The sequence below is a fragment of the uncultured Agrobacterium sp. genome (genome assembly GCA_913777615.1).
Classification (GTDB): Bacteria; Pseudomonadota; Alphaproteobacteria; order Rhizobiales; family Rhizobiaceae; genus Agrobacterium.
The window spans coordinates 1-23,804 of record CAJYTK010000008.1; the positions used below are offsets into that span (position 1 = coordinate 1).

Annotated in this window: 24 protein-coding genes; 17 read left to right on the forward strand and 7 right to left on the reverse strand. The window is 58.3% G+C overall.

Going from position 1 to position 23,804, the window contains the following annotated elements; all coding sequences use genetic code 11:
* From QZ862_RS07270 to QZ862_RS07290, 5 genes are all read left to right on the forward strand, one after another.
* Nucleotides 1–297 (forward strand): hypothetical protein (locus QZ862_RS07270; RefSeq protein ID WP_296098634.1); only part of this gene is annotated, 297 nt, incomplete at its 5' end.
* Nucleotides 298–450: 153 nt separating this feature from the next.
* A complete protein-coding gene (locus QZ862_RS07275) occupies nucleotides 451–1,401 on the forward strand; it encodes an ornithine cyclodeaminase family protein (RefSeq protein WP_296098636.1) in 951 nt (316 codons plus the stop codon).
* Nucleotides 1,402–1,405: 4 nt separating this feature from the next.
* Nucleotides 1,406–3,892, forward strand: coding sequence for an ATP-dependent helicase HrpB (gene hrpB, locus QZ862_RS07280; RefSeq protein WP_296098639.1), 2,487 nt, complete (start codon nucleotides 1,406–1,408; stop codon nucleotides 3,890–3,892).
* Nucleotides 3,893–3,910: 18 nt separating this feature from the next.
* Nucleotides 3,911–5,218, forward strand: a complete 1,308-nt coding sequence (locus tag QZ862_RS07285; protein ID WP_296098642.1) for an ActS/PrrB/RegB family redox-sensitive histidine kinase — start codon at nucleotides 3,911–3,913, stop codon at nucleotides 5,216–5,218.
* A gap of 102 nt (nucleotides 5,219–5,320) precedes the next feature.
* Entirely contained in the window at nucleotides 5,321–5,905 is a 585-nt protein-coding gene (locus tag QZ862_RS07290; protein WP_296098645.1) for an ActR/PrrA/RegA family redox response regulator transcription factor, read from the forward strand.
* A 15-nt stretch (nucleotides 5,906–5,920) separates the two neighbouring features.
* Here QZ862_RS07290 and QZ862_RS07295 read toward each other — a convergent pair whose 3' ends face one another.
* On the reverse strand, nucleotides 5,921–6,406 hold the full coding sequence (locus QZ862_RS07295; RefSeq protein ID WP_296098648.1) for an MmcB family DNA repair protein: 486 nt from the start codon (nucleotides 6,404–6,406) through the stop codon (nucleotides 5,921–5,923).
* Between the two features lie 183 nt (nucleotides 6,407–6,589).
* Between QZ862_RS07295 and QZ862_RS07300 the strand changes: the two genes are divergently transcribed.
* The gene (locus QZ862_RS07300; protein ID WP_296081043.1) at nucleotides 6,590–7,276 is read left to right on the forward strand and encodes a L,D-transpeptidase; all 687 of its coding nucleotides are present in this window, start codon (nucleotides 6,590–6,592) and stop codon (nucleotides 7,274–7,276) included.
* Nucleotides 7,277–7,393: 117 nt separating this feature from the next.
* On the opposite strand, the gene QZ862_RS07305 is transcribed toward QZ862_RS07300, so the two are convergent.
* The 4 genes from QZ862_RS07305 to hslV form a co-directional block, all read right to left on the reverse strand.
* The gene (locus QZ862_RS07305) at nucleotides 7,394–9,562 is read right to left on the reverse strand and encodes a malate synthase G (RefSeq protein WP_296098651.1); all 2,169 of its coding nucleotides are present in this window, start codon (nucleotides 9,560–9,562) and stop codon (nucleotides 7,394–7,396) included.
* A 118-nt stretch (nucleotides 9,563–9,680) separates the two neighbouring features.
* The gene (locus tag QZ862_RS07310) at nucleotides 9,681–10,634 is read right to left on the reverse strand and encodes a DUF1402 family protein (RefSeq protein WP_296098654.1); all 954 of its coding nucleotides are present in this window, start codon (nucleotides 10,632–10,634) and stop codon (nucleotides 9,681–9,683) included.
* Between the two features lie 173 nt (nucleotides 10,635–10,807).
* The gene (hslU, locus tag QZ862_RS07315) at nucleotides 10,808–12,115 is read right to left on the reverse strand and encodes an ATP-dependent protease ATPase subunit HslU (RefSeq protein ID WP_296098656.1); all 1,308 of its coding nucleotides are present in this window, start codon (nucleotides 12,113–12,115) and stop codon (nucleotides 10,808–10,810) included.
* A gap of 78 nt (nucleotides 12,116–12,193) precedes the next feature.
* Nucleotides 12,194–12,718: an ATP-dependent protease subunit HslV gene (hslV, locus tag QZ862_RS07320; RefSeq protein WP_296081050.1), complete on the reverse strand. Its 525-nt coding sequence runs from the start codon at nucleotides 12,716–12,718 to the stop codon at nucleotides 12,194–12,196.
* 213 nt (nucleotides 12,719–12,931) lie between these two features.
* On the opposite strand from hslV, the gene hisB reads away from it, so the two are divergent.
* The 7 genes from hisB (at nucleotide 12,932) to coaA (ending at nucleotide 17,689) form a co-directional block, all read left to right on the forward strand.
* Nucleotides 12,932–13,528 (forward strand): imidazoleglycerol-phosphate dehydratase HisB, encoded by a 597-nt coding sequence (hisB, locus tag QZ862_RS07325; RefSeq protein ID WP_296098660.1) that lies wholly within the window; start codon nucleotides 12,932–12,934, stop codon nucleotides 13,526–13,528.
* Nucleotides 13,529–13,587: 59 nt separating this feature from the next.
* Nucleotides 13,588–14,076 (forward strand): DUF2628 domain-containing protein, encoded by a 489-nt coding sequence (locus QZ862_RS07330; protein ID WP_296098663.1) that lies wholly within the window; start codon nucleotides 13,588–13,590, stop codon nucleotides 14,074–14,076.
* Nucleotide 14,077: 1 nt separating this feature from the next.
* A complete protein-coding gene (gene hisH, locus QZ862_RS07335) occupies nucleotides 14,078–14,728 on the forward strand; it encodes an imidazole glycerol phosphate synthase subunit HisH (RefSeq protein ID WP_296098666.1) in 651 nt (216 codons plus the stop codon).
* A 1-nt stretch (nucleotide 14,729) separates the two neighbouring features.
* A complete protein-coding gene (hisA, locus tag QZ862_RS07340; protein ID WP_296098669.1) occupies nucleotides 14,730–15,464 on the forward strand; it encodes a 1-(5-phosphoribosyl)-5-[(5-phosphoribosylamino)methylideneamino]imidazole-4-carboxamide isomerase in 735 nt (244 codons plus the stop codon).
* A gap of 106 nt (nucleotides 15,465–15,570) precedes the next feature.
* Complete coding sequence (gene hisF, locus QZ862_RS07345; RefSeq protein ID WP_296035037.1) at nucleotides 15,571–16,347, forward strand: imidazole glycerol phosphate synthase subunit HisF; 777 nt, start codon at nucleotides 15,571–15,573, stop codon at nucleotides 16,345–16,347.
* Between the two features lie 20 nt (nucleotides 16,348–16,367).
* The gene (locus tag QZ862_RS07350; protein WP_062444624.1) at nucleotides 16,368–16,691 is read left to right on the forward strand and encodes a phosphoribosyl-ATP diphosphatase; all 324 of its coding nucleotides are present in this window, start codon (nucleotides 16,368–16,370) and stop codon (nucleotides 16,689–16,691) included.
* A gap of 5 nt (nucleotides 16,692–16,696) precedes the next feature.
* The gene (gene coaA, locus QZ862_RS07355; protein WP_186330281.1) at nucleotides 16,697–17,689 is read left to right on the forward strand and encodes a type I pantothenate kinase; all 993 of its coding nucleotides are present in this window, start codon (nucleotides 16,697–16,699) and stop codon (nucleotides 17,687–17,689) included.
* 22 nt (nucleotides 17,690–17,711) lie between these two features.
* Here the strand turns inward: coaA and arfB are convergent, their stop codons facing one another.
* On the reverse strand, nucleotides 17,712–18,146 hold the full coding sequence (gene arfB, locus QZ862_RS07360) for an alternative ribosome rescue aminoacyl-tRNA hydrolase ArfB (RefSeq protein ID WP_296098671.1): 435 nt from the start codon (nucleotides 18,144–18,146) through the stop codon (nucleotides 17,712–17,714).
* A 140-nt stretch (nucleotides 18,147–18,286) separates the two neighbouring features.
* Entirely contained in the window at nucleotides 18,287–19,897 is a 1,611-nt protein-coding gene (locus tag QZ862_RS07365) for a phosphoenolpyruvate carboxykinase (protein ID WP_296098674.1), read from the reverse strand.
* A 338-nt stretch (nucleotides 19,898–20,235) separates the two neighbouring features.
* On the opposite strand from QZ862_RS07365, the gene chvI reads away from it, so the two are divergent.
* The 4 genes from chvI to QZ862_RS07385 all read left to right on the forward strand — a co-directional run bounded on the left by chvI (nucleotide 20,236) and on the right by QZ862_RS07385 (nucleotide 23,794).
* A complete protein-coding gene (chvI, locus tag QZ862_RS07370) occupies nucleotides 20,236–20,961 on the forward strand; it encodes a two-component system response regulator ChvI (protein WP_296016191.1) in 726 nt (241 codons plus the stop codon).
* 41 nt (nucleotides 20,962–21,002) lie between these two features.
* Nucleotides 21,003–22,793: a sensor histidine kinase gene (locus QZ862_RS07375; RefSeq protein ID WP_296075116.1), complete on the forward strand. Its 1,791-nt coding sequence runs from the start codon at nucleotides 21,003–21,005 to the stop codon at nucleotides 22,791–22,793.
* A complete protein-coding gene (locus tag QZ862_RS07380; protein WP_296098676.1) occupies nucleotides 22,783–23,247 on the forward strand; it encodes an HPr kinase/phosphorylase in 465 nt (154 codons plus the stop codon). Before QZ862_RS07375 ends, QZ862_RS07380 begins: the two co-directional genes overlap by 11 nt.
* Before the next feature lie 145 nt (nucleotides 23,248–23,392).
* Complete coding sequence (locus tag QZ862_RS07385) at nucleotides 23,393–23,794, forward strand: PTS sugar transporter subunit IIA (protein ID WP_296016078.1); 402 nt, start codon at nucleotides 23,393–23,395, stop codon at nucleotides 23,792–23,794.
* Nucleotides 23,795–23,804 lie beyond the last annotated feature (10 nt).

A 23,804-nucleotide genomic window follows, 5' to 3' on the forward strand; every position in this document is an offset into this window, starting at 1 on the left:
TCTATTCCAGAAACCCCAGATTACTCCAGGATCCCGCAAGCCTCGCCGCCCACGTTTCTCTTTCTTCTCATATTCAATTGTCAAAAAACAGACACCAATCAAGTGTCAAAAAATCAAACCCCTCAAGTCAACCTAGACCCAAGAGAAACAAGCATCAGCTCATCTTTTCCGATTTTCTCTAGAACAAAGGACTTCGTCGCCAGCAGCGCCGCCGCCCTCGTCAGTGAGCGGACTTATAAGAGAACACCCCCAAACAAGTCAACACACGTTTTTCATAAATCTGTCGTTTTTCCGTAAGTACGCGTAATTAATGATGTTTTTCGAGATATTTTGTTCGAGGGCATCCCAAACACCCTTGCAGGGCTTGTGTTGAATTCTGCAAATCACCTGTCTCTTTCCTGATCCGCTTGGCATGCTAAGTTCGAGGCATAAGAGAAGAGGGAGAAGTCCATGCTGGTTCTGAATGAGTACGAAACGCGCAACGCCTTGGCGTGGCCGCGGCTGATCGATGCGATCGAAACCATGTTCCGTGGCGGCTGTGAGATGCCTGTGCGGCATCATCATGAGGTCACTGTTCCAGGCGAGCGTGATGCGACACTTCTCATGATGCCCGCATGGGTGCCTGGCTCCTATATGGGTGTAAAGATCCTTTCGGTCTTCCCCGATAACAGCACACGCGCGCTGCCCGCGATCTTCGGTACCTATCTTCTTTCCTCTGGCAAGACCGGCGAGATGCTGGCTGCGGTTGAGGGTGGCGAACTTACGGCACGGCGCACAGCCGCGACATCCGCTCTGGCAGCAAAATACCTTGCGCGGCGCGATGCGTCATCCATGCTGATGGTCGGGACTGGCAGGCTGTCACTCAACCTCATGCAGGCGCATGCGACAGTGCGACAGATATCTACCTTCCATATATGGGGACGAAATGTCGCCTCCGCGGAAAAGGCAGCGGCTGAGGCACGCCAGATAGGCCTGAACGCCTTTGCCTGCGCCGATCTAGAAGCTGGTGTGCGAAACGCCGATATTGTCTCCTGTGCTACACTTTCCAGCGAGCCATTGATCATGGGCGAATGGCTGAAGCCCGGCGCGCATCTCGATCTCGTCGGCGCCTTCAAGCCGTCCATGCGCGAAAGCGACGATGAGGCGATCCGGCGTACGAGCGTGTTTGTCGACACCTTCGATGGCGCCCTCAAGGAGGGTGGCGACATCGTGCAGCCCCTCGACGCGGGCGTGCTTCAGCGACCAGACATTAAGGCAGAGCTTGCCGATCTCGTTTCGCGGCGTCACAAGGGCCGCGAGAACGATAACGAGATCACGCTTTTCAAATCGGTGGGTGCAGCACTTGAAGATCTGGCCGGTGCCATTCTCGCCTATGAGAGCGTGACGCGACGGACCAATTGATGCCATGACGCCAATCATCAAAGCGGCACTGCAAAACGCAAGCACCCTTCCTGTCACGGAGGTGCTTGCGGAACTCGGAGACAAGTTGCACCGGGCCGGGAGAGCCATTCTTTGCGCACCGCCTGGAGCCGGCAAGACCACGCTGGTGCCGCTTTACCTTCTCGACCAGTCCTGGCTTAGCGATGGCAAGATCATCCTTCTTGAGCCACGACGGCTTGCAGCGCGGGCCGCGGCGAGCCGGATGGCATCGTTACTCAAGGAGGAAGTGGGCGAAACTGTCGGCTATCGCATGCGCCTCGACAACCGGGTTTCGGAAAGAACGAGGATCGAGGTGGTGACGGAAGGTGTTTTCGCGCGGATGGTGCTGGATGATCCCGAACTCAGCGGTATTTCTGCCGTCATCTTCGACGAGTTTCATGAACGTTCGCTCGATGGCGACTTCGGTCTGGCACTGGCTCTCGACGTACAATCCGGACTGCGGGACGACTTGCGTATTCTCGTGATGTCCGCGACGCTGGATGCGGATCGGATCAGCGCGCTTCTCGATGATGCTCCGGTGGTCACCAGTCTCGGTCGCAGCTTTCCGGTCGATATTCGCTACGAAGACCGGACAGGACAGGAACGGATCGAAGACAAGGCTGCGCGGGCGATCATCGAGGCGCATGGCGCGGAGCAAGGCTCGATACTCGCCTTTCTTCCCGGGCAGGCGGAGATCAAGCGGACAGCGGAGAGGCTTGAGGGTCGTTTCGATCCACAGACGCAGGTGATTCCGCTTTACGGCTATCTCTCCCAGAAGGAGCAGGACGCAGCGATCAAGCCGACGGAAAAAGGCAAGCGCAAGATCGTGCTGGCAACCTCGATTGCCGAAACGTCGATCACCATCGATGGTGTGCGGATCGTGATCGATAGCGGGCTGCAACGGCTTCCGGTGTTCGAGCCTTCGACCGGCATGAGCCGGCTGGAAACGGTGAAGGTGTCGCGCGCCTCTGCCGAACAACGCGCGGGTCGTGCCGGGCGAACGGAGCCAGGCATCGCGATCCGCCTATGGCATGCGGGACAGACGGCAGCACTGCCGGCCTTCACGCCACCACAGATTTTGGCAAGCGATCTCTCCGGCTTCGCGCTCGATCTTGCCCATTGGGGTGTCAGTGACCCTGCAAGCCTGATGTTTCTCGATCAGCCGCCATCGGCCACGTTGAAAGAAGCGAATGCGCTGCTGTTTGGCCTCGGCGCCCTCGATCAGTCCGGTGCAATCACCGCACGCGGAAAGCTGATGCGCGACATGGCGTTGCCCCCTCGCCTCGCGGCGATGGTGATCGCAGCGGGTGAGCAAGGATGCGGCGAAGACGCTTCGCTGCTTGCCGTTCTGCTCACAGAGCAGGGACTTGGCGGCAACGATATCGATCTCGATGAGCGGCTTCGTCGATTCAAAGGCGAAAAGTCTGAGCGGGCAATGGCCGCCAAGGGGTTGGCAAGACGGCTCGCCTCTTCGCTTCCCGGCAAAAGGGCCACTGCAGCAACGACCTTAACGGCGGGGCAGCTTCTGTTGTATGCCTTTCCGGACCGCATCGCGTTTCAACGGGGCGCGCGCGGTCGCTATGTCATGGCCAATGGCCGGGGTGGAGAGCTGGAAGAGACGGAACGGCTGGCGACGGAGAAGATGCTGGTGGTTGCCGATATTGTCGGCCGCGCCGCACGACCGAGAATTCTGGCCGCGGCGTCGATCAGCCTTAGAGACGTGGAGGCATTTCTACCCGAGGCAATCGTCAAGGAAGACCAGCTTTTCTTCGACAAACCGAGCGGACAGGTGCGCGCCCGGCGCGTCTCGCGTATCGGCGCCATTATCCTGGACGAAACACCTCTTGCGCGTCCCATCGGCGAAAAGGCCGCGCAAGCGCTGGCAAATGGCCTTCGTGAGCATGGTCTCGATATTTTGGCCTTTTCGAAGGAGGCGCAGCAGCTGCGCCATCGCCTGGGCTTCCTGTACCGCAGTGTCGGCGCGCCCTGGCCGGACATGAGCGACACAGCACTGATCGACAGACTGAACGAATGGTTCGTGCCGTTCCAGCACGATGCCAAGGCAATCCATGACATCAGTGGCGGCAACATCATCGAAGGATTGCGCTCGCTAGTGCCGCATGAGGAACTGCGCCAGCTTGGCAAACTGCTACCGACTCATTTCGAAGCGCCAACAGGCCAAAAGCATCCCATTCAATATGATGGCGAGGAGCCGACGCTGACCATCCGCGTACAAGAACTCTTTGGCTTGAAAGAGCACCCGAGTGTAGCCGGGGGAAAATTGCCACTTCTCCTAGAATTGACCTCGCCGGCGCACAGGCCGATACAGACCACGCGGGATCTGCCCGGCTTCTGGGCTGGCTCCTGGAAGGATGTGCGCGCAGACATGCGCGGGCGTTATCCACGCCACCCCTGGCCCGAAGATCCAGCATCCGCACAACCCACGCACCGCGCCAAGCCGCGCGGCACATGACATGACGAAGAGGGACCGATGGCAAAGCAGCCCGTAGAGACGACACGTTTCGGCCGTGCCAGCCGTCAAATACGCCTGCAGACCATCGTCTGGTTGCGGTGGCTTGCGGTTGCCGGACAGAGCGCCACGATCCTACTCGTGGCATTGGTTCTTGGCTTCCCCCTGCCGCTTCTCACCTGCGCGCTCCTTATTGCCGCTCTTGCAACGGCCAATCTGTTTCTGTCCGCACGCTTTCCGGCGACCTACCGCCTTGAGCCGTGGGAGGCGACGCTGTTGCTGGCCTTCGACTTGCTGCAGTTGACGGCGCTGATCTACATTACCGGCGGTCTGTCGAACCCGTTTGCGCCGCTGATCTGCGTACAGGTCATCATTGCCTTTGCCTCCCAGCCGCTGAAACATTCTCTCGTGTTGCTGTTCTTCGCGCTTGTCTGCGCCACAGCGATCGCATTTTCGCCATTTCCCGTCCCCTGGTATCCGGGTGAGGAACTGCCGATCCAGCTTATCATCCATGTCGGCATCTGGTGTTCGATCGTGGCGATGATGTCGTTTGCCGCCTTCTATGCCTATCGCGTCTCCCATGAAGCCAACCAGCTTGCCGACGCGCTGGCCGCGACCGAGCTGGTTCTGGAACGAGAGAAGCATCTCTCGCAACTCGATGGACTCGCTGCCGCAGCGGCCCATGAGTTGGGAACACCGCTTGCGACGATCAGCGTTGTGGCCAAGGAAATGGAACGCGAACTGGGCAAGGACGAACGCTTTAGCGAGGATGTGGCTTTGCTGCGCAGCCAGAGCGAGCGATGCCGAGACATTCTACGCCGGCTGACATCGCTCTCCGCCGAGGGCGAAGAACATATTCGCCGGCTTCCGCTGTCGTCGCTGATCGAAGAGGTGATGGCGCCGCACCGGGAATTCGGGGTCAAACTGAAGCTGGTGGAAAAATCAGGGCGCGCCGGTGAGCCGATAGGCGCCCGCAATGCCGGGATTCTCTACGGGTTGGGAAACCTGCTGGAAAATGCGGTCGATTACGCCAAGGATATGGTCACTGTCACCGTGTCGCATGATCAGCATCAGGTGAAGGTGATGATCGAAGATGATGGCGATGGCTATTCGCCGGATATTCTCGCGCGGATCGGCGATCCTTATGTGACAAATCGGCAAAACGACACGACCGCAGGTGGACTTGGGCTTGGGCTTTTCATCGCCAAGACGCTGCTTGAACGCTCCGGTGCGGCGCTGACATTCGAAAACCGTGGACCAAATGCCGCAGGGGCGAGGGTCACCGTTATCTGGCCGCGCTCGGTTATGGAGGATAGTAACAGTCGGTGATCTTGGAGTTTGTTAGGAAACTCTTACGCTTGTAGCGCATGAAGCGTATGATCGCCCAAGAGGCACCAACCAAAGATAATAAAACGACCGAAGGAAGCGACCATGGTGGATGACGGACAGAACCAGCAGGCAGAAGCAGCAACAGCCGCGGATGCGATTGGTCCGGACAAATCGCTGCTGGTGGTTGATGATGACGGTCCGTTCCTGCGCCGTCTGGCGCGCGCGATGGAAGCCCGCGGCTTTGTGGTCGATACCGCCGAATCGGTCAGCGAAGGGATCGAGAAATCGAAAAGCGCGCCGCCGAAATATGCGGTGGTCGATCTGCGCTTGGGTGATGGCAATGGATTGGAAGTGATCGAGGCGATCCGCCAGCATCGCGACGACACCCAAATCGTCGTTCTCACAGGCTACGGGAATATTGCGACCGCCGTGACGGCGGTGAAACTCGGGGCACTGGACTATCTGGCGAAGCCCGCCGATGCCGACGATGTCTTCAACGCGCTGACCCAGCGCGAGGGCGACAAGATGGAGGTGCCGGAAAACCCTATGTCTGCCGACAGGGTTCGCTGGGAACATATTCAGCGCGTCTATGAAATGTGCGAGCGAAACGTCTCGGAGACGGCTAGGCGGCTGAACATGCATCGCCGTACTCTGCAGCGCATTTTGGCCAAACGGGCGCCTAAATAGAACGACGGTAACGGATCAATCCGAATAGCTGGTGCCGGTAGACCATTCCGCCATCATCAGGCGTCGGGCTGCGGTTCTGGAAAAATCCAGCATCAGGGATTTGCGCGTGGCGGGAGCGAGCTTGTGCTCCGGCGCTTCGCGGATCATGTGGGCTCCGTAACCGTCGGAAAGAAACAGGCCGCACTCTTGCGGAAAGATATCCAGCGGCACCTCGGCATGGGTAGCAAAGAACAGCCGGTCACAATGCAGCCGGTAGTCCGGCCATTTGCGATCCACCTTGAAATCCTCGATCGAGGATTTGATCTCGATGATCCAGATTTCTCCTTTGACCGACAGACTGATCAGATCAGCCCGCCTGCCGCTGGAAAGTGCAAGTTCCGGCAACACGGAATGGCGCATCTCGTTCAGCAATATCTGCACGCCCCGGCGCACAAGCATGGCTTTTTCAGATTGGCGACCGTCGATTAACGGATTGTTATTTGTAAACGAAAGAATAGTCATCGATCGATTCTGGAAAGCGCTCCGTGAAATTGTTGCAAAAAGACCATGAAGCAGCATTTTCGCACGAGCTGTAGTCTTGCTGCGGTGCGATGGCTTGCAAAGCCTAGAGTAATCGAAAATAACCCGATTATCCAATATCGCTCCATGCACCGCTTATATAAGCGATTTTTCCGCGAGAACACCATGCGCATTCGCACTTCAATGACTGCACTCGGCCTGTCGTCCATCCTTGCCTTGGCCGGTTGCGCGTCCACGACGACTGAAACCTCCTCTGCCCGCCCTGTCGCAGCGCCTGTTGTGGTTGAGACGGCACAGATCTTCGGTGACGAGGTTTACGGCGCGACCACGGACGCCGGTTACGCCCTCCCAGCCATTCCGATCAACCGCGTTGACAAGAAGTTTCATCGCCAGATCGTTAGCTATGAAACGGCGGAAAAGCCCGGAACGGTCATCGTCAATACTCGCGAGCGCTTCCTCTACTACATCCTGCCAGGCGGCAAGGCTGTGCGTTATGGCATCGGCGTCGGCAAGCAGGGCTTTGCCTGGGCAGGTGAAGCCTATGTGGCCTGGAAGCAGGAATGGCCGACATGGCATCCGCCAAAGGAAATGGCTGCACGCAAGCCTGAAGTGGCCAAGTACGTTGAAAACGGCATGGGTCCGGGCATCAGCAATCCGCTTGGTGCGCGCGCCATGTATCTCTTCAACGAACAGGGCCAGGATACGCTGTTCCGTATCCACGGTTCGCCTGAATGGGCGTCGATCGGCACCGCAGCTTCTTCCGGCTGCATTCGCATGATCAACCAGGACGTGATCGATCTCTACAGCCGCATCCGTCCGGGCCGAAGCTCCAAGGTCGTCGTTATCCAGTAATCTCTGGACATGCCTATCAAAAAAGCCGCCGTGGAATGTCCCGGCGGCTTTTTTCGTTTCAGGCCAAACGCTTCTCGTTTAGAGGAAGCGCTCACCAAGACCTGGTGAATGGGGCGCTCACGCGCCCCGCTTTGCCTTTAGCTCGAGACGGCGGCGATGCAGGACTGGCTCGGTATAGCCGTTTGGCTGCGCCCTGCCCTTTAGCACCAGTTCAACGGCGGCCTGAAACGCGACCGAATCATCGAAGTTGCCGGCCATCGGCGTGTAGGCCGCATCGCCCGCATTCTGCTGATCGACAATGGCCGCCATGCGCTTCATGGTTTCAACGATCTGCTCCTCCGAAACGACGCCGTGGCGCAGCCAGTTTGCCATGTGCTGTGCGGAGATGCGCAGCGTCGCACGGTCTTCCATCAGGCCGATATTGTTGATGTCCGGCACCTTGGAGCAGCCGACCCCTTGATCCACCCAACGCACGACATAACCCAGAATGCCTTGGGCATTGTTGTCCAGTTCCCGCTGAATTTCTTCCGGCGTCCAGTTGGGGCGAACCGCGACAGGCACGGAGAGGATGTCGGCAAGCTTGGCGCGACCGCGGCTCTTCAGACCTTCCTGCACATGCGCGACATCGACCTTGTGGTAATGGGTTGCGTGTAGCGTCGCCGCGGTTGGCGACGGCACCCAGGCGGTGTTGGCGCCGGCCTTGGGGTGAGCGATCTTCTGCTCCAGCATCGCGGCCATGAGATCGGGCATGGCCCACATGCCCTTGCCTATCTGCGCGTGACCGGACAGGCCGCATTCGAGACCGATATCGACGTTCCAGCTCTCATACGCGGCAATCCAGGCCGCCTGCTTCATGTCGCCCTTGCGGATCATCGGGCCAGCTTCCATCGAAGTATGGATTTCATCTCCAGTGCGATCGAGGAAGCCGGTATTGATGAAGACAACCCGATCCTTGGCAGCACGAATGCATTCCTTAAGGTTGACGGTGGTGCGGCGCTCCTCGTCCATGATGCCCATTTTCATGGTGTTGGGCCGCATGCCGACCAGCTGTTCGACCCGGGTGAAGATATCGGCTGCGAAGGCAACCTCCTCCGGGCCGTGCATCTTGGGCTTGACCACATACATGGAGCCAGCGCGCGAGTTCTGGTGGCGGCCACTCGGGCCGACATCGTAAAGCGCAATCAGGCCTGTGATGACGGCATCCATGATGCCTTCCGGAACCTCATTGCCATCACGATCCAGAATGGCCGGGTTCGTCATCAGGTGGCCGACGTTGCGCACCAGCATCAGCGATCGCCCGGGGAGCGTCAGCGCCGAAGCATCCGGCGCTGTATAGTTGCGATCCGGGTTAAGGCGACGGGTGAACGTCTGGCCTCCCTTGGACACCTCTTCGGTAAGGTCGCCGCGCATCAGGCCAAGCCAGTTGCGATAAACGATGAGCTTGTCCTCGGCATCGACGGCGGCGACAGAATCTTCGCAGTCCATAATCGTGGTGAGCGCCGATTCCAGAATGACGTCGGAAATACCGGCGCGATCATCCTTGCCGATGGCCGTGGAGGGATCGATGACGATTTCGATATGGATGCCGTTGGTCTTCAACAGGATGACGGAGGGCTGCGACGCGTCGCCGTCGAAACCGGCAAACTGCGCAGAATCGGCAAGCGGTGTCGACTGGCCATCCTGAGTGACAGTGAGAGCGCCATCGACGACGGTGAGGCCGCTGACATCTACCCAGCTGCCAATTGCAAGGGGAACGGAATCATCGAGGAAGGAACGAGCCCAAGCGATGACCTTTTCGCCACGGCGGGGGTTGTAGCCCCTGCCCTTTTCGGCGCCGTCCTCTTCGGCAATCGCGTCCGTGCCGTAAAGCGCATCATAGAGCGAACCCCATCGCGCATTGGCGGCGTTCAAGGCATAGCGCGCGTTCATCACGGGTACGACAAGCTGCGGCCCGGCAAGCTCGGCGATTTCGGGATCGACATTCTGTGTGTTGACCTTGAAGGCTGCGCCTTCCGGCACGATGTAGCCAATCTCGCGCAGATAGGCTTCATAGGCGGCGAGATCGGACGGTGCGCCGTTCTGGCGGTACCAGTCGTCCAGCTTTTCCTGAAACGCATCGCGCTTTGCCAGCAGCGCTTTGTTCTTCGGCGCCAGATCGTGGACGATGGCAGAAAAGCCACTGAAGAAGTCATCGGCGTTCAGCCCGGTTTCGGGCAGAACTTCGTCCTTCAAAAACTGATAAAGTGTCTCGTCGAACGACAGTCCGTTATGCTCGATGCGGCTCACAACATATCTCCCTATGGTCATTGTCCATAGAGTGGAGGGTGAACCCGGCTCGCGTCAACCGTTTCGCAGCATCAAAGATTTTTTCCAAATTGGAAACAATTCGCCAAACCTGTTCCCCTCACAACAGCTTTTGCAGTTCCGGCAGCTTTTCATTGACCAGCCAACCGTAATAATTCTCTTCCGGCCATACCGTGCCGCCGCTCTGACGATTTTTCTGCGCCAGCGCTGCGGCGCGCTGTTGCGAGCCGCCGAGGTTGTACAGCGTCGATGTCAGCCCCGGGTTTCTGGAAATATCCATGTCGGCAATCGACTTGTAGTCATCGATCGATTTGCGGATCGCGGCAGCCATATAGGCGAGCGAGTGATCGGGATCCATGATGGCTGTGTAGACGGCAGCGGCATCGTTCTCATCGAGCTTCTCGTAGCCGGAGGTGCGAGCAACCGAATCGGAAAGCATGAGGGCCGTCAAAGGGTTGATCTGGCCGAGGCCGAACGTCTGTCCGGCGTAGAATGGTTGGAAGAAAACCGCGCTAAAACGATTATCGGGATAGCTGACGCCGTCGACCTTCCTGCCGCGGAAGCTCGCCTCCCAGACATCTTCACGACAGTTCCACAGGCTGTAGGAATCGCTTTTGGACTGACATTTGGAAAATTGCGAATGCGTCAGAAACTGTGCGATCGTTTCGTCCTTATAGCCGAAACGGAAGCTGTTTCCGGCGTATGAAGCCGCCTTCACATAGTAAGATTGCAGCCGGTCATAGGCGTCGACATTGTAGGTATGTTCGCCGACGATGGCGCCGATCATATGGATCGGATCGATGCCGTAGCGGCTTGCCGTCGATTTGATCTTGGCGATCAGCTGCTTGTCACCGGACAGGAGCTCATAGACCTTCTGGTACTTCCGCTCGTAAGTAGAGTTCGACCCCTTGGTGCGACGCGCGGACGCGCCCGGAACATTCGGCTGTTCCGCATTGCGGTTTCCCGGAGGCACGACGGTCGCGGCTTCGACATAGGAGGGGACAACGGTGCCAATGGCCAGAAGCGCGGCCAATGCCAGAAGAGTTTTGCGCACGAGCGGATGCCTTTATCTCTTGCCAGCCACAGGGCTGGGATAATCCAGAGGATCGACTTTCGACATTCATTAACGAAAAGCGATGCCTCATGTCGAGAGAAGGCCGATAAAATAAGAGTGCGGCAAGATTTGCCGCACTCCCAAATATTTTCAAATGTAAGGGCGGGTCGCTCTTACAGAATATAGCGCGACAGATCCGTATCGGCGGCGATATCGCCAACGTGCTCCTTCACATAGGCATCGTCGATCTTGACCGACGAGCCGCCGCGATCCGGTGCATTGAAGGAAATCTCGTCGAGAACACGCTCCATCACAGTTTGCAGACGGCGCGCACCGATGTTTTCGACCGACGAGTTGAGGTGGACCGCCACGTCCGCCAAGGCGTCGATTGCATCGTCGGAGAAGTCGAGATCGAGTTCTTCAGTCGCCATCAGCGCCTTGTACTGGCGGATCAAGCTGGCTTCGGTCTCGGTCAGGATGCGGCGGAAGTCTTCCTTGGTCAGTGGCTTCAGTTCCACGCGGATCGGCAGGCGGCCCTGAAGTTCCGGTAACAGGTCCGAGGGCTTGGCCACATGGAAGGCGCCAGATGCAATGAAGAGGATATGGTCGGTCTTCACCGGCCCATACTTGGTCGAGACCGTCGTGCCTTCGACAAGCGGCAGGAGGTCGCGCTGCACACCTTCGCGGGAGACGCCGGCACCCATTCCGCCATCACGTGCTGCGATCTTGTCGATTTCATCGAGAAAGACGATCCCGTCATTCTCCACCGATTTGACCGCTTCGCGTTGGATCTGCTCATTGTCCAGAAGCTTGTCGGACTCATCGCGGATGAGTTCCGCATAGGATTTCTCCACCGTGGTACGGACCTTCTTGGTACGACCGCCCATGGCCTTACCGAACATTTCAGACAGGTTGAGCACGCCTATGTTGGCACCCGCCATGCCTGGGATCTCGAAGCCGGGCATGCCGGAGCCGGTATCGGCGACCTCAATATCGATTTCCTTCTTGTCCAGCTCTCCGTCACGCAGCTTCTTCCGGAAACTGTCACGGGTGGCAGGTGATGCGGTCTGGCCGACAAGCGCGTCGAGAACGCGCTCCTCGGCGCTGGCATGGGCCTTGGCCTGAACGTCGGCGCGCATCTTTTCGCGCACAAGACCAATGCCGATCTCGACCAGGTCGCGGATGATCTGCTCCACGTCGCGACCCACATAGCCGACTTCGGTGAATTTCGTCGCTTCGACCTTGATGAAGGGCGCGCCGGCGAGCTTCGCCAGACGACGGGAGATTTCCGTCTTGCCGACACCGGTCGGTCCGATCATCAGAATATTCTTCGGCATGACTTCGTCGCGCAGGCTCTCATCGAGCTGCTGGCGACGCCAACGGTTACGAAGGGCGATGGCGACGGCGCGCTTGGCATCGTGCTGGCCGATGATGTAGCGGTCGAGTTCCGAGACGATCTCCCGGGGAGAAAAAGTGGTCATGTCGATCCTTTCGGCTTCCTGTTGCGGCCAGCCGTTACGGCCCGGCCCGCAGGAACCATGGGTTGGTGATGCGTCCGCTTACTCAGCGTCCAGCGTTTCGATGACGAGATTATGGTTCGTGTAGACGCAGATATCGGCGGCGATATCGAGAGCCTGACGAGCGACTTCTTCCGCGGACTTCTCCGAATCCATCAGGGCGCGGGCGGCGGCGAAGGCGTAGTTGCCGCCAGACCCGATGGCGATGGCGCCATGTTCGGGTTCCAGCACGTCACCATTGCCGGTGATGGCAAGCGTCACCGTCTTGTCGGCCACCAGCATCATGGCTTCGAGATTGCGCAGATATTTATCCGTGCGCCAGTCTTTTGCCAGTTCCACGGCAGCACGCATCAGCTGGCCGGGATATTGCTCCAGCTTCTTTTCCAACCGGTCGAGAAGGGTGAAAGCGTCTGCCGTTGCACCCGCGAAACCGGCGATCACTTCGCCCTTGCCGATGCGGCGCACCTTGCGGGCATTGCCCTTCATCACCGTCTGGCCGAGGCTAACCTGTCCGTCGCCTGCCATGACGACCTTGCCGCCCTTTCGAACTGTAATGATTGTTGTCATAAAGCACCTGTCTGCCCAGTCGGGCCTTGCATGTAGAGCACGCGAACCGCTGACAAGCGGCGGTCCTTTTCGCAATTTATGTAAGTCCCGTTTTGCCGATTGCAATCTTGCTTGACCGGGCCGTCTAGGCGACGCCGACAAGACGATGGAATGACTGGATATTTGAGGTGCGGGCTGGTAAGGAACGGCAATATTGTCCAAGGAGCAGCCGCAATGGCAGAGCGCACAGCCGAGATTTCCCGCAAGACCAACGAGACCTCCGTCTCGGTCCGCGTGAATATCGATGGAACGGGTACGGCAAAAATTTCGACGGGCGTCGGTTTTTTCGACCATATGCTGGACCAGTTGAGCCGCCATTCGCTGATCGACATGGAAATCGACGTGAAGGGCGATCTTCATATCGACGATCACCACACGGTCGAAGATACCGGCATTGCTATCGGCCAAGCGATCGCAAAGGCGCTTGGCGACCGTAAAGGCATCACCCGTTACGCGTCGCTCGATCTCGCCATGGACGAAACGATGACGAAGGCTGCCCTCGATATTTCCGGCCGACCTTTCCTTGTTTGGAACGTTCAGTTTTCCGCACCCAAGATCGGCACATTCGATACCGAACTGGTGCGCGAATTCTTCCAGGCGCTGGCGCAGAATGCCGGGATCACGCTGCATATTCTCAACCATTATGGCGCCAACAACCATCATATCGCCGAGACGTGCTTCAAGGCAGTGGCGCGGGTGTTGCGTAGCGCCACAGAAATCGATCCCAGGCAGGCGGGCCGCATTCCTTCGACAAAGGGCATGCTGGCCTGATCCGGTAAAACCGAAGAGCACCCGACAGGGCTCTGCTCCGAACGTCGTCAGGAACGCCAATGACATCTTATCTGGTTCTGGAAGCGCCGGGCGGAGCCGACAGGGATCACCGCACCACCCGCTTCATCGCCGACCGATTTTCGTGGCTTGCGCTTTTGTTCCCCTGGATCTGGTTCGCCATCCACCGCATGTGGTGGGTCGCCATATCGATTGTCGTCCTGCAGATCGCTGCAGGTCAGGTCGCACGCCTCGACGGCTTCGGTATCATCGGCATTCTCTTTGCCCTCTCGGTGGGACTGGTAGCCGGATTCGAAGGCCGCAACCTGGTTCAGCGTCATCTGATCGCCAAGGGATGGACACTGAAGGATGTGATCGTGGCGCACGATCTCTCCACGGCGGAAGAGATGTATTTTTCGAACCTGCCCGAACAGGACCAGACACCGACATTGGTGTCGCAGCCTGAGTGGAAGACCCGTGATCGGGTGGGCGGTTTCATGACGAACGATCCTGTGGGCTCGTTCCAATTCGATTTGAATGGAAGGCGCTGACATGCGTGTGGCAATTATCGATTATGGCTCCGGCAATCTCCGTTCCGCGACCAAGGCTTTCGAGCGAGCGGCGCGGGAAGCCGGTATCGATGCAACGATCGATCTGACCGACAAGCCGGACCATGTTGCTTCCGCAGACCGCATCGTGCTGCCGGGCGTGGGCGCCTATGCCGATTGCCGCGCAGGCCTCAGCGCGGTGACAGGCATGCATGAAGCACTGATCGATGTGGTGGAAAAGAATGGTCATCCCTTCCTCGGCATCTGCGTCGGCATGCAGCTCATGTCGTCGCGCGGTCTGGAAAAGACGGTAAGCGAAGGGCTTGGCTGGATCGAAGGCGATGTCGTGGAGATGACGCCGTCGGACCCGGCGCTGAAAATCCCGCAGATCGGCTGGAATACGCTGGAGCTGCACCGCCCTCACCCGCTCTTCGATGGCATCAAGACCGGACCCGATGGGCTGCACGCCTATTTCGTCCACTCCTACCATCTGGCGGCGAAGAACCGGGATGACGTCATCGCCACCACCAGCTACGGCGGCGCAATGACGGCGTTCGTCGGTCGCGACAATATGGCCGGCGCTCAGTTCCACCCGGAAAAGAGCCAGACGCTCGGTCTCGCCCTCATTTCGAATTTTCTGCGCTGGAAGCCCTGACATGATCCTTTTTCCCGCAATCGACCTCAAGGATGGCCAGTGCGTTCGCCTTAAACTTGGCGATATGGACCAGGCAACCGTCTACAACACCGATCCCGGCGCTCAGGCCAAGGCCTTCGAGGACCAGGGCTTCGAATGGCTGCACGTGGTGGATCTGAACGGCGCCTTTGCCGGACAGACCGTCAATGGCGAGGCCGTCGATGCGATTTTAAAATCCACAACGAACCCGGTGCAGCTCGGCGGCGGTATCCGCACACTCGACCATATCGAGGCGTGGCTGAGCCGCGGTCTTGCTCGCGTCATCCTCGGCACCGTTGCGGTGCGCGACCCGGTTCTGGTGCTGGAGGCCTGCAAGCGCTTCCCCGGCCAAGTTGCCGTCGGCATCGATGCCAAGGGGGGCAAGGTTGCAGTTGAAGGCTGGGCGGAAGCCTCTGAGCTTGGTGTGATCGAGCTTGCCAAGCGTTTCGAAGGGGCAGGTGTCGCCGCGATCATTTACACCGATATTGACCGCGACGGTATTCTGGCCGGTATCAATTGGGCCTCGACGCTGGAGCTTGCCAATGCCGTATCGATCCCCGTGATCGCATCCGGCGGTCTCGCCTCCATCGACGATATCAAGCGTATGCTGGAGCCGGATGCCGCAAAGCTGGAAGGTGCGATCTCGGGACGAGCGCTTTATGACGGGCGTATCGATCCCACAGAGGCATTGGCGCTGATCAAGGGAGCACGGGCATGACTTTGAAAGCACGTATTATTCCCTGCCTTGATGTGAAAGACTGCCCGCGTCGCCCGCAGCCGCAATGCGGCGAGGACGTGCAAACTCAAAAAAAGGCGACCGTCTGATGACACTCAAAGCACGCATTATCCCCTGCCTTGACGTAAAAGACGGTCGCGTCGTCAAAGGCGTGAATTTCGTCGATCTGATCGATGCCGGTGATCCGGTTGAGGCGGCGAAAGCCTATGATGCGGCCGGTGCCGACGAGCTTTGCTTTCTCGACATCACCGCCTCTTCTGACAATCGCGAAACCATTTTCGATGTGGTCTCGCGTACAGCCGATCACTGCTTCATGCCGGTGACTGTGGGGGGCGGCGTTCGTGCCGTTTCCGATATTCGCAAGCTTCTGCTGTGCGGTGCCGACAAAGTGTCGATCAATTCGGCAGCCGTCAAAGACCCGGATTTCGTGGCAAAGGCGGCGGACAAGTTCGGCAATCAGTGCATCGTTGTCTCCATCGACGCCAAGAAGGTGTCGGCCAGCGACGAAGCCGATCGCTGGGAAATCTTTACCCATGGTGGACGCCAGCCGACGGGCATCGATGCGGTGGAATTTGCGGTGACGATGGTGGAGCGTGGTGCCGGCGAATTGCTGATCACCTCCATGGACCGCGACGGCACGAAGAGCGGCTATGACATCGCGCTGACCCGCACCATTGCCGATCAAGTCCGTGTTCCGGTGATCGCTTCCGGCGGTGTCGGAAATCTGGATGATCTGGTCGCGGGCGTGAAAGAAGGCCATGCGACAGCGGTTCTCGCAGCGTCGATCTTCCACTTCGGCACCTATACGATCGGGCAAGCCAAGGCCTATATGGCCGATCATGGCATTGCCATGCGTCTCGACTGATCTTTGAAAGGACAAGCAGCATGAGCGGGTTTTCCCTTTCCGATCTCGAGCGCATCGTTGCCGAACGCGCCAGCGCATCGCCTGATCAATCCTGGACGGCCAAACTTTTTGCCGCCGGGCAAGCCAAGGCGGCCAAGAAGCTCGGTGAAGAGGCGGTCGAAACGGTGATCGCGGCGATCTCGCAGGATCGCAAGAACCTGACGGACGAGGCAGCCGATCTGCTTTATCATCTTCTCGTGGTCCTCAAGATTGCCGATATCCCTCTCTCCGATGTCTTTGCGGAGTTGGAGAGACGAACAGGTCAGTCCGGATTGCAGGAAAAGGCGTCAAGGCCTCAATCATGACGACGATGGCACGCAGGGGGGAGCAAGGCATGCCAACGACGCTCGATCATTTCCGGCCGGATGAATATTCGCCCTATCACTTCTTCAGTTCCGAAGAGTGGTCGAAATTCCGCGCCGACACACCTTTGACGCTTTCCGCCGACGAGGTGAAGCGTCTTCGCTCGCTCGATGACCCGATCGATCTCGACGAGGTCCGGCGTATCTATCTGTCGCTTTCGCGACTGCTCTCATCCCATGTGGAAGCGTCGCAACTGCTGTTCGAGCAGCGCAACCGCTTCCTCAACATGGAACACGTCAACAAGACGCCCTTCGTCATCGGCATTGCGGGCTCTGTGGCGGTCGGAAAATCCACCACGGCGCGTATTCTAAAAGAGCTTCTGGCGCGCTGGCCTTCCAGCCCAAAGGTCGATCTGATCACCACGGACGGCTTTCTTTACCCGAACGAGGTGTTGCGGCGCGAAAATCTGATGGAGCGCAAAGGCTTTCCGGAAAGCTACGATATCGGCGCGCTTTTACGCTTCCTTTCCGCCATCAAGGCGGGCCAGCCGAACGTCCAGGCACCGCGCTATTCACACCTGGTCTACGACGTCCTGCCCAGCGAGTTCACCAATGTCGACCGACCGGACATTCTGATTTTCGAAGGCATCAACGTTTTGCAGGCACGCAACCTGCCAGCCGGCGGGCGGATCGTGCCGATGGTGTCCGACTTCTTCGATTTTTCGATCTATATCGATGCGGACGAGACGATCATCCACAATTGGTACGTCAATCGCTTCATGAACCTGCGCAAGACCGCCTTCCGCGACCCGACTTCCTACTTCAATCGCTATGCCTCGATTTCGGAAACGGCGGCACTGGCGATCGCCGAGGGTCTCTGGGAAAACATCAACCTAAAAAACCTGCGCGAGAATATCGTGCCGACAAGGCCACGCGCCGACCTGATCCTGCGAAAAGGCCAGAACCATCTGATAGACATGGTGGCGTTGAGAAAGCTGTAACTCCAAGGGCGGAGTACGATGGCTAGTCCTGGCCCGGCTTGCCGCGCATCTTCTTGACGTCCGACCGGCCTGATTTCGCTTTCAGCCTGCGTTCGACGGAGCCCTTTGTCGGCTTGGTGGCTTTTCGTGGCGGCGGCGGCGGCTCGGCTGCCTTGAGGATCAGTTGTTTCAAACGCTCGCGCGCATCTTCCCGGTTCCGCTCCTGGGTGCGGAACTGGCTGGCCTCGATCATCAGCACACCTTCTTTCGAGACGCGCCGTCCACCGAGCTTGACGAGATTGGTCTTGATCCGGTCCGACAGCGCCGGCGAGGCCGTGATGTTGAAGAACAATTGCACGGCGGTAGAGACCTTGTTGACATTCTGTCCGCCCGGCCCACCCGCCAGCACGAATTGCTCCGTCAGTTCCCATCCGGCAATCGTTATTCTGCTGCTGATATAAAGGGGCGCGCTTGCCATATCATTCTCCGGCAGGCGTGATGGCACAGATGCGTAAAAATGAAAACCGCCGTCAGTCCTGCAAGAGCGATCTTATTGGAGCTTGAAACAAAAAACCCGGCGCGAGGCCGGGCTTCTTTTCTTGAAGATTGATCGAACGCTTATTCGGCAGCAGCCAGAAGACCAGGCGCAGCATCGCGCACCGTGCTGTCAACGTGGTCTTCGAACTTGGTGAAGTTAGTGACGAACATGTTGACCAACTTCTTTGCCTGAGCGTCGTAGGCAGCGCCATCGGCCCAGGTAGAACGTGGGTCGAGAATGCTGTTGTCGATGCCTGCCAGCGAGGTTGGCACAGCGAAGCCGAAATGCGCGTCCGTGCGGAACTGTGCGTTCTTCAGCTCGCCCGTCAGGGCGGCGGTCAGAAGGGCGCGTGTCGCCTTGATCGGCATGCGCTTGCCTATCCCATAGGCGCCACCGGTCCAGCCGGTATTGACCAGCCAGCAATCCACACCGTGCTTTGCGATGAGGTCACGCAGCAGGTTGCCGTACTCCGTCGGGTGACGCGGCATGAAGGGAGCGCCGAAGCAGGTCGAGAAGGTTGCTTCCGGCTCGGTCACTCCCTTTTCGGTACCGGCAACCTTGGCGGTGTAGCCGGAGAGGAAGTGGTACATGGCCTGTTCCGGCGTCAGACGCGCGATCGGCGGCAGCACGCCGAAGGCGTCGGCCGTCAGCATGATGATCGTCTTAGGATGACCGGCGAGGCCGGTCTTCGAGGCGTTGGGAATGAAGTGCAGCGGATAAGCGCTACGCGTATTTTCCGTCAGCGAATTGTCGTTGAAATCCGGAACGCGGTTTTCGTCGAGAACGACGTTTTCCAGAACCGTGCCGAAGCGACGCGTTGCCGCGTAGATTTCAGGCTCTGCTTCAGCAGAAAGCTTGATCGCCTTGGCGTAGCAGCCTCCTTCGAAATTGAAGATGCCATCTTCGCCCCAACCGTGCTCATCGTCACCGATGAGCGTGCGGGCCGGATCGGCAGACAGTGTGGTCTTTCCGGTGCCGGACAGGCCGAAGAATACAGCCGCATCGCCATCGGGGCCGACATTGGCCGAGCAGTGCATCGGCATCACGCCCTTGGCAGGCAGCAGGTAGTTGAGGACGGTGAAGACCGACTTCTTGTTTTCACCGGCATAGGACGTGCCGCCGATGAGCACGATGCCCTTGGTCAGGTCGCAGGCAATCACCGTTTCCGTGCGCACGCCATGGCGGGCCGGATCAGCCTTGAAGCTCGGCAAGTTGATGATGGTGAGCTTCTGCTTGAATGAGGCCAGCTTCTCGCGCGCCGGGCGGATCAGCAGGTTGCGAATGAAGAGGCCGTGCCAGGCAAGCTCGGTGATGACGCGGGTCGGCAGCGCATTCCCTTCATCGGCACCGCCAACGAGGTCCTGGACGTAGAGCGTCTTGCCGGCTGCATGCGCGAGCATATCCTTGTGCAGGATTTCGAAATGCTCAGGTGACAGTGGCTTGTTGTTATCCCACCAAATGGCGTTTTCGGTGTGGGCATCGCGCACCACGAATTTGTCTTTCGGCGAACGGCCGGTGTGTTGACCGGTCACGGCGCGCAAGGCGCCATCCACCGTCACATCCGCTTCGCCATTGCGGATCGATTCTTCGTACAGCTCACTTTCGATGAGGTTGTAATGCACGACCGCGGCTCCGCCCAGACCAAGTGCAGCCACACCGTTTTCTGTATTGTGTACTCCGAGTTCTTTCATGGCGCGTTCCCTTTTTCTGAATGCGAGCCGTTCAAATTTTCAGTGAAGCTACCCGCAAGAAAAACAATTGGCAAGACGCAACTCCGAAAATATCTAATAATTTCAATATATTAATCGATTTAAAAGATTTTATTCCTTTTTAAATCGGTTTAGTCCGCTCGCAAATCCCGACTCTTGACGCAGTCTAGAAAATCCTCCTGCAAAGCAGGGCTTTCTGAGGGCTTGGCCTTTGCCACAATTTGTTCCACCTTTATACTCATGAGACTTGTTCACGGCGCACAACCTAGGCTGGGTGAATGTCGGGAGCAAAGATTGCAATGACGATGGAGACCAACTTTATGCAGACGATTGCGCTTGTAGACGACGACCGGAATATCCTGACATCGGTGTCGATCGCGCTTGAAGCGGAAGGCTATAAGGTCGAAACGTACACCGATGGCGCTTCCGCCCTCGACGGGCTGATTGCACGCCCGCCGCAGCTGGCGATCTTCGATATCAAGATGCCGCGCATGGACGGTATGGAACTGTTGCGCCGCCTTCGGCAGAAGTCCGACCTTCCGGTGATCTTCCTCACATCCAAGGATGAGGAAATCGACGAGCTCTTCGGCCTCAAGATGGGCGCCGACGACTTCATCACAAAGCCTTTCTCGCAGCGTCTTCTGGTGGAACGGGTCAAGGCGATCCTTCGTCGCGCCAGCAGCCGCGAGGCGGCAGTACCGGGCGCAAGCCCGATGAAGACTGCGGCCGATCAGGCAGCCAGAACGTTGGAACGAGGACAGTTGGCCATGGACCAGGAGCGTCATACCTGCACCTGGAAGGGAGAGCCGGTGACGCTGACCGTGACCGAGTTCCTGATCCTGCATTCCCTGGCGCAACGCCCGGGCGTGGTCAAAAGCCGTGACGCGCTGATGGATGCCGCCTATGACGAGCAGGTCTATGTCGACGACCGAACCATCGACAGCCATATCAAGCGTCTGCGCAAGAAGTTCAAACTGGTCGACAACGATTTCGACATGATTGAAACGCTTTACGGCGTGGGCTATCGCTTCCGCGAAGCGGCCTAAAGCCGGACGATGATTCCGCGAAAGCGGGCTGAGGAACGCAATTGTTGAACAAGACGCAGGATAGCGCATCGGAAAGCTCCGATGCCGACGACCGTGAAAGCGGCCGGCGGCACCGGATTCATCCGCTGACGATCATCCGGCGTATCTTCGGCAATGCAGTCTTTTCCAGCCTGACGCGCCGCATTCTCTTTTTCAACGTCGCGGCGACCGTGGTTCTGGTCGGTGGCATTCTCTACCTCAATCAATTTCGCGAAGGGTTGATCGATGCCCGTGTCGAAAGCCTGCTGACGCAGGGCGAAATCATCGCCGGTGCGATTTCCGCTTCGGCCTCTGTCGATACCAACTCGATCACCATCAATCCGGAAAAGCTTCTCGAATTGCAGGCCGGACAGAGCATCACGCCGGTGCCAAATGACGAGGACTTGAGCTTTCCGATCAATCCCGAGCGTGTTGCCCCGGTTTTGCGTCGGCTGATCTCGCCAACCCGTACCCGCGCACGCCTTTTCGATGCGGATGCGAACCTGCTTCTCGATTCGCGCCATCTTTATTCGCGTGGCCAGGTGCTACGCTACGACCTGCCGCCAGTGACGCCTGAAACGCAGACATGGGGTGAATGGTTTGCAAGCCTTTTCAATCGCATGCTGCAGCCCAGCAGTCTGCCGCTTTATAAGGAAACACCAGGCGGCGACGGTTCAATCTATCCGGAAGTGATGAATGCACTGACAGGCGTTCGCGGCGCTGTGGTGCGCGTCACCGAAAAGGGCGAGTTGATCGTCTCGGTGGCGGTTCCGGTGCAGCGCTTCCGCGCCGTGCTTGGCGTTCTGCTTCTTTCCACCCAGGCGGGTGATATCGACAAGATCGTTCATGCCGAGCGACTGGCGATCATGCGCGTCTTTGGCATCGCGACATTGGTGAACATCGTTCTGTCGCTCCTTCTCTCCTCTACCATTGCGACACCGCTTCGCCGTCTTTCGGCTGCCGCAATCCGCGTGCGTCGCGGCGCCAAAGCGCGCGAGGAGATCCCCGATTTCTCTGCCCGTCAGGATGAAATCGGCAACCTTTCTATTGCGCTTCGCGAGATGACCAATGCGCTGTACGACCGGATTGACGCGATCGAGAGTTTTGCCGCCGATGTCAGCCATGAATTGAAGAACCCGCTGACATCGCTCCGCAGCGCGGTCGAAACACTTCCCCGTGCCAAGACGGACGAATCCAAGCAGCGCCTGACAGAAATCATCTTCCACGACGTTAGACGTCTGGACCGCTTGATCAGCGACATCTCAGACGCATCGCGTCTTGATGCGGAACTGGCGCGCGCCGACTCCTCGCCCGTCGATCTCGAAGTGCTGCTGAACGGCCTTGTGGAAATCTCGCGACAGATCTCCAGCAAGAAGAAGGCCGTCACCATCGACTACGTGGTCGACCACAAGCCGGGCGTGAAGACGAGCTACGTCGTCAATGGCCACGATCTTCGCCTCGGCCAGATCGTCACCAACCTGATAGAAAACGCTCGCTCTTTCGTCTCTCAGGATGGCGGGCGCATCTTCGTCCATCTGTTGCGGCACAAGGATCGCTGCCTCGTTCGCGTCGAAGACAATGGTCCCGGTATTCAGGCAGAAGACATCGACCGCATTTTCGAGCGCTTCTATACCGACCGTCCAGCAAGCGAGGGTTTTGGTCAGAATTCGGGTTTGGGTCTTTCGATCAGCCGGCAGATTGCCGAAGCCCATGGCGGCACGCTGAAGGCGGAAAACATCATCGACAAATATGGTGTAATCTCCGGCGCTCGCTTCACGCTATCGCTGCCCGCAGCACACACAAATGAACGCTGACCGCATCAATTACCATGCAACAGCCATCATGATCGATGGAACCGGGCTGCTTTTCGTCGGCCCTTCCGGCAGCGGCAAGAGCGAACTTGCTTTCAGCTTCATGACCGAGGCAAAACGGTGTGGCCTCGCCACAGCGCTCGTCGCAGACGACCAGCTTTGGCTCTCTTCGAAAGACGACCGTGTGGTGGTCGCGCGTCCGGAGAGTATTGCAGGACTTCTGGAACTTCGCGGCAGCGGAATTATCGAACTCGCCAGCATCCCGTCGGCAACGATGGACTGTGCGATAACGACCGTTCTGCACCCGGATAGTCCTCGCCTGCCACCGGAGAATGAGTGGCTGGATCTGCCAACCGGCAACAGGCTACCACTCTTCCGGATTCCGATTTCCAGCATCATGCCCTATGGAAAATTTGCTGCACTTGCTCAAAATCTGTTCAAAGCAAAGGGAAAGTGAACGAGAATCCCTCATTTGGGGGCTTGCGCTTCCCATTTTCCTCATCAAGATGTGGTCCCACCGATGGACAGGTTTGCGGCATTGCGATACGGCGGCACACCAAACGTAAGTCCAGGTGGCAAGTGCGTGTGTAAGGGAGCATTTCATGATCGGACTAGTGCTTGTCACTCATGGCAAGCTGGCTGAGGAATTTCGTCACGCGGTAGAGCATGTGGTCGGTCCTCAGAAGTTGATCGAGACCGTGTGCATTGGTCCCGAAGACGACATGGATCAGCGACGGCAGGATATTATCGATGCCGTAGCGCGCGCCAATGACGGCAACGGCGTCATTATCCTCACAGACATGTTCGGCGGAACGCCTTCAAACCTCGCCATCTCGGTAATGAGCAGCGGAAGCGTGGAGGTCATCGCGGGTGTCAATCTGCCTATGTTGATCAAGCTCGCCGGTGTGCGCAGCGAAGACAATATGGACAAGGCCTTGCAGGAAGCCTCGGACGCCGGTCGCAAATATATCAACGTCGCCAGCCGCGTTCTCAGCGGCAAGTAAAGAAGAGCGC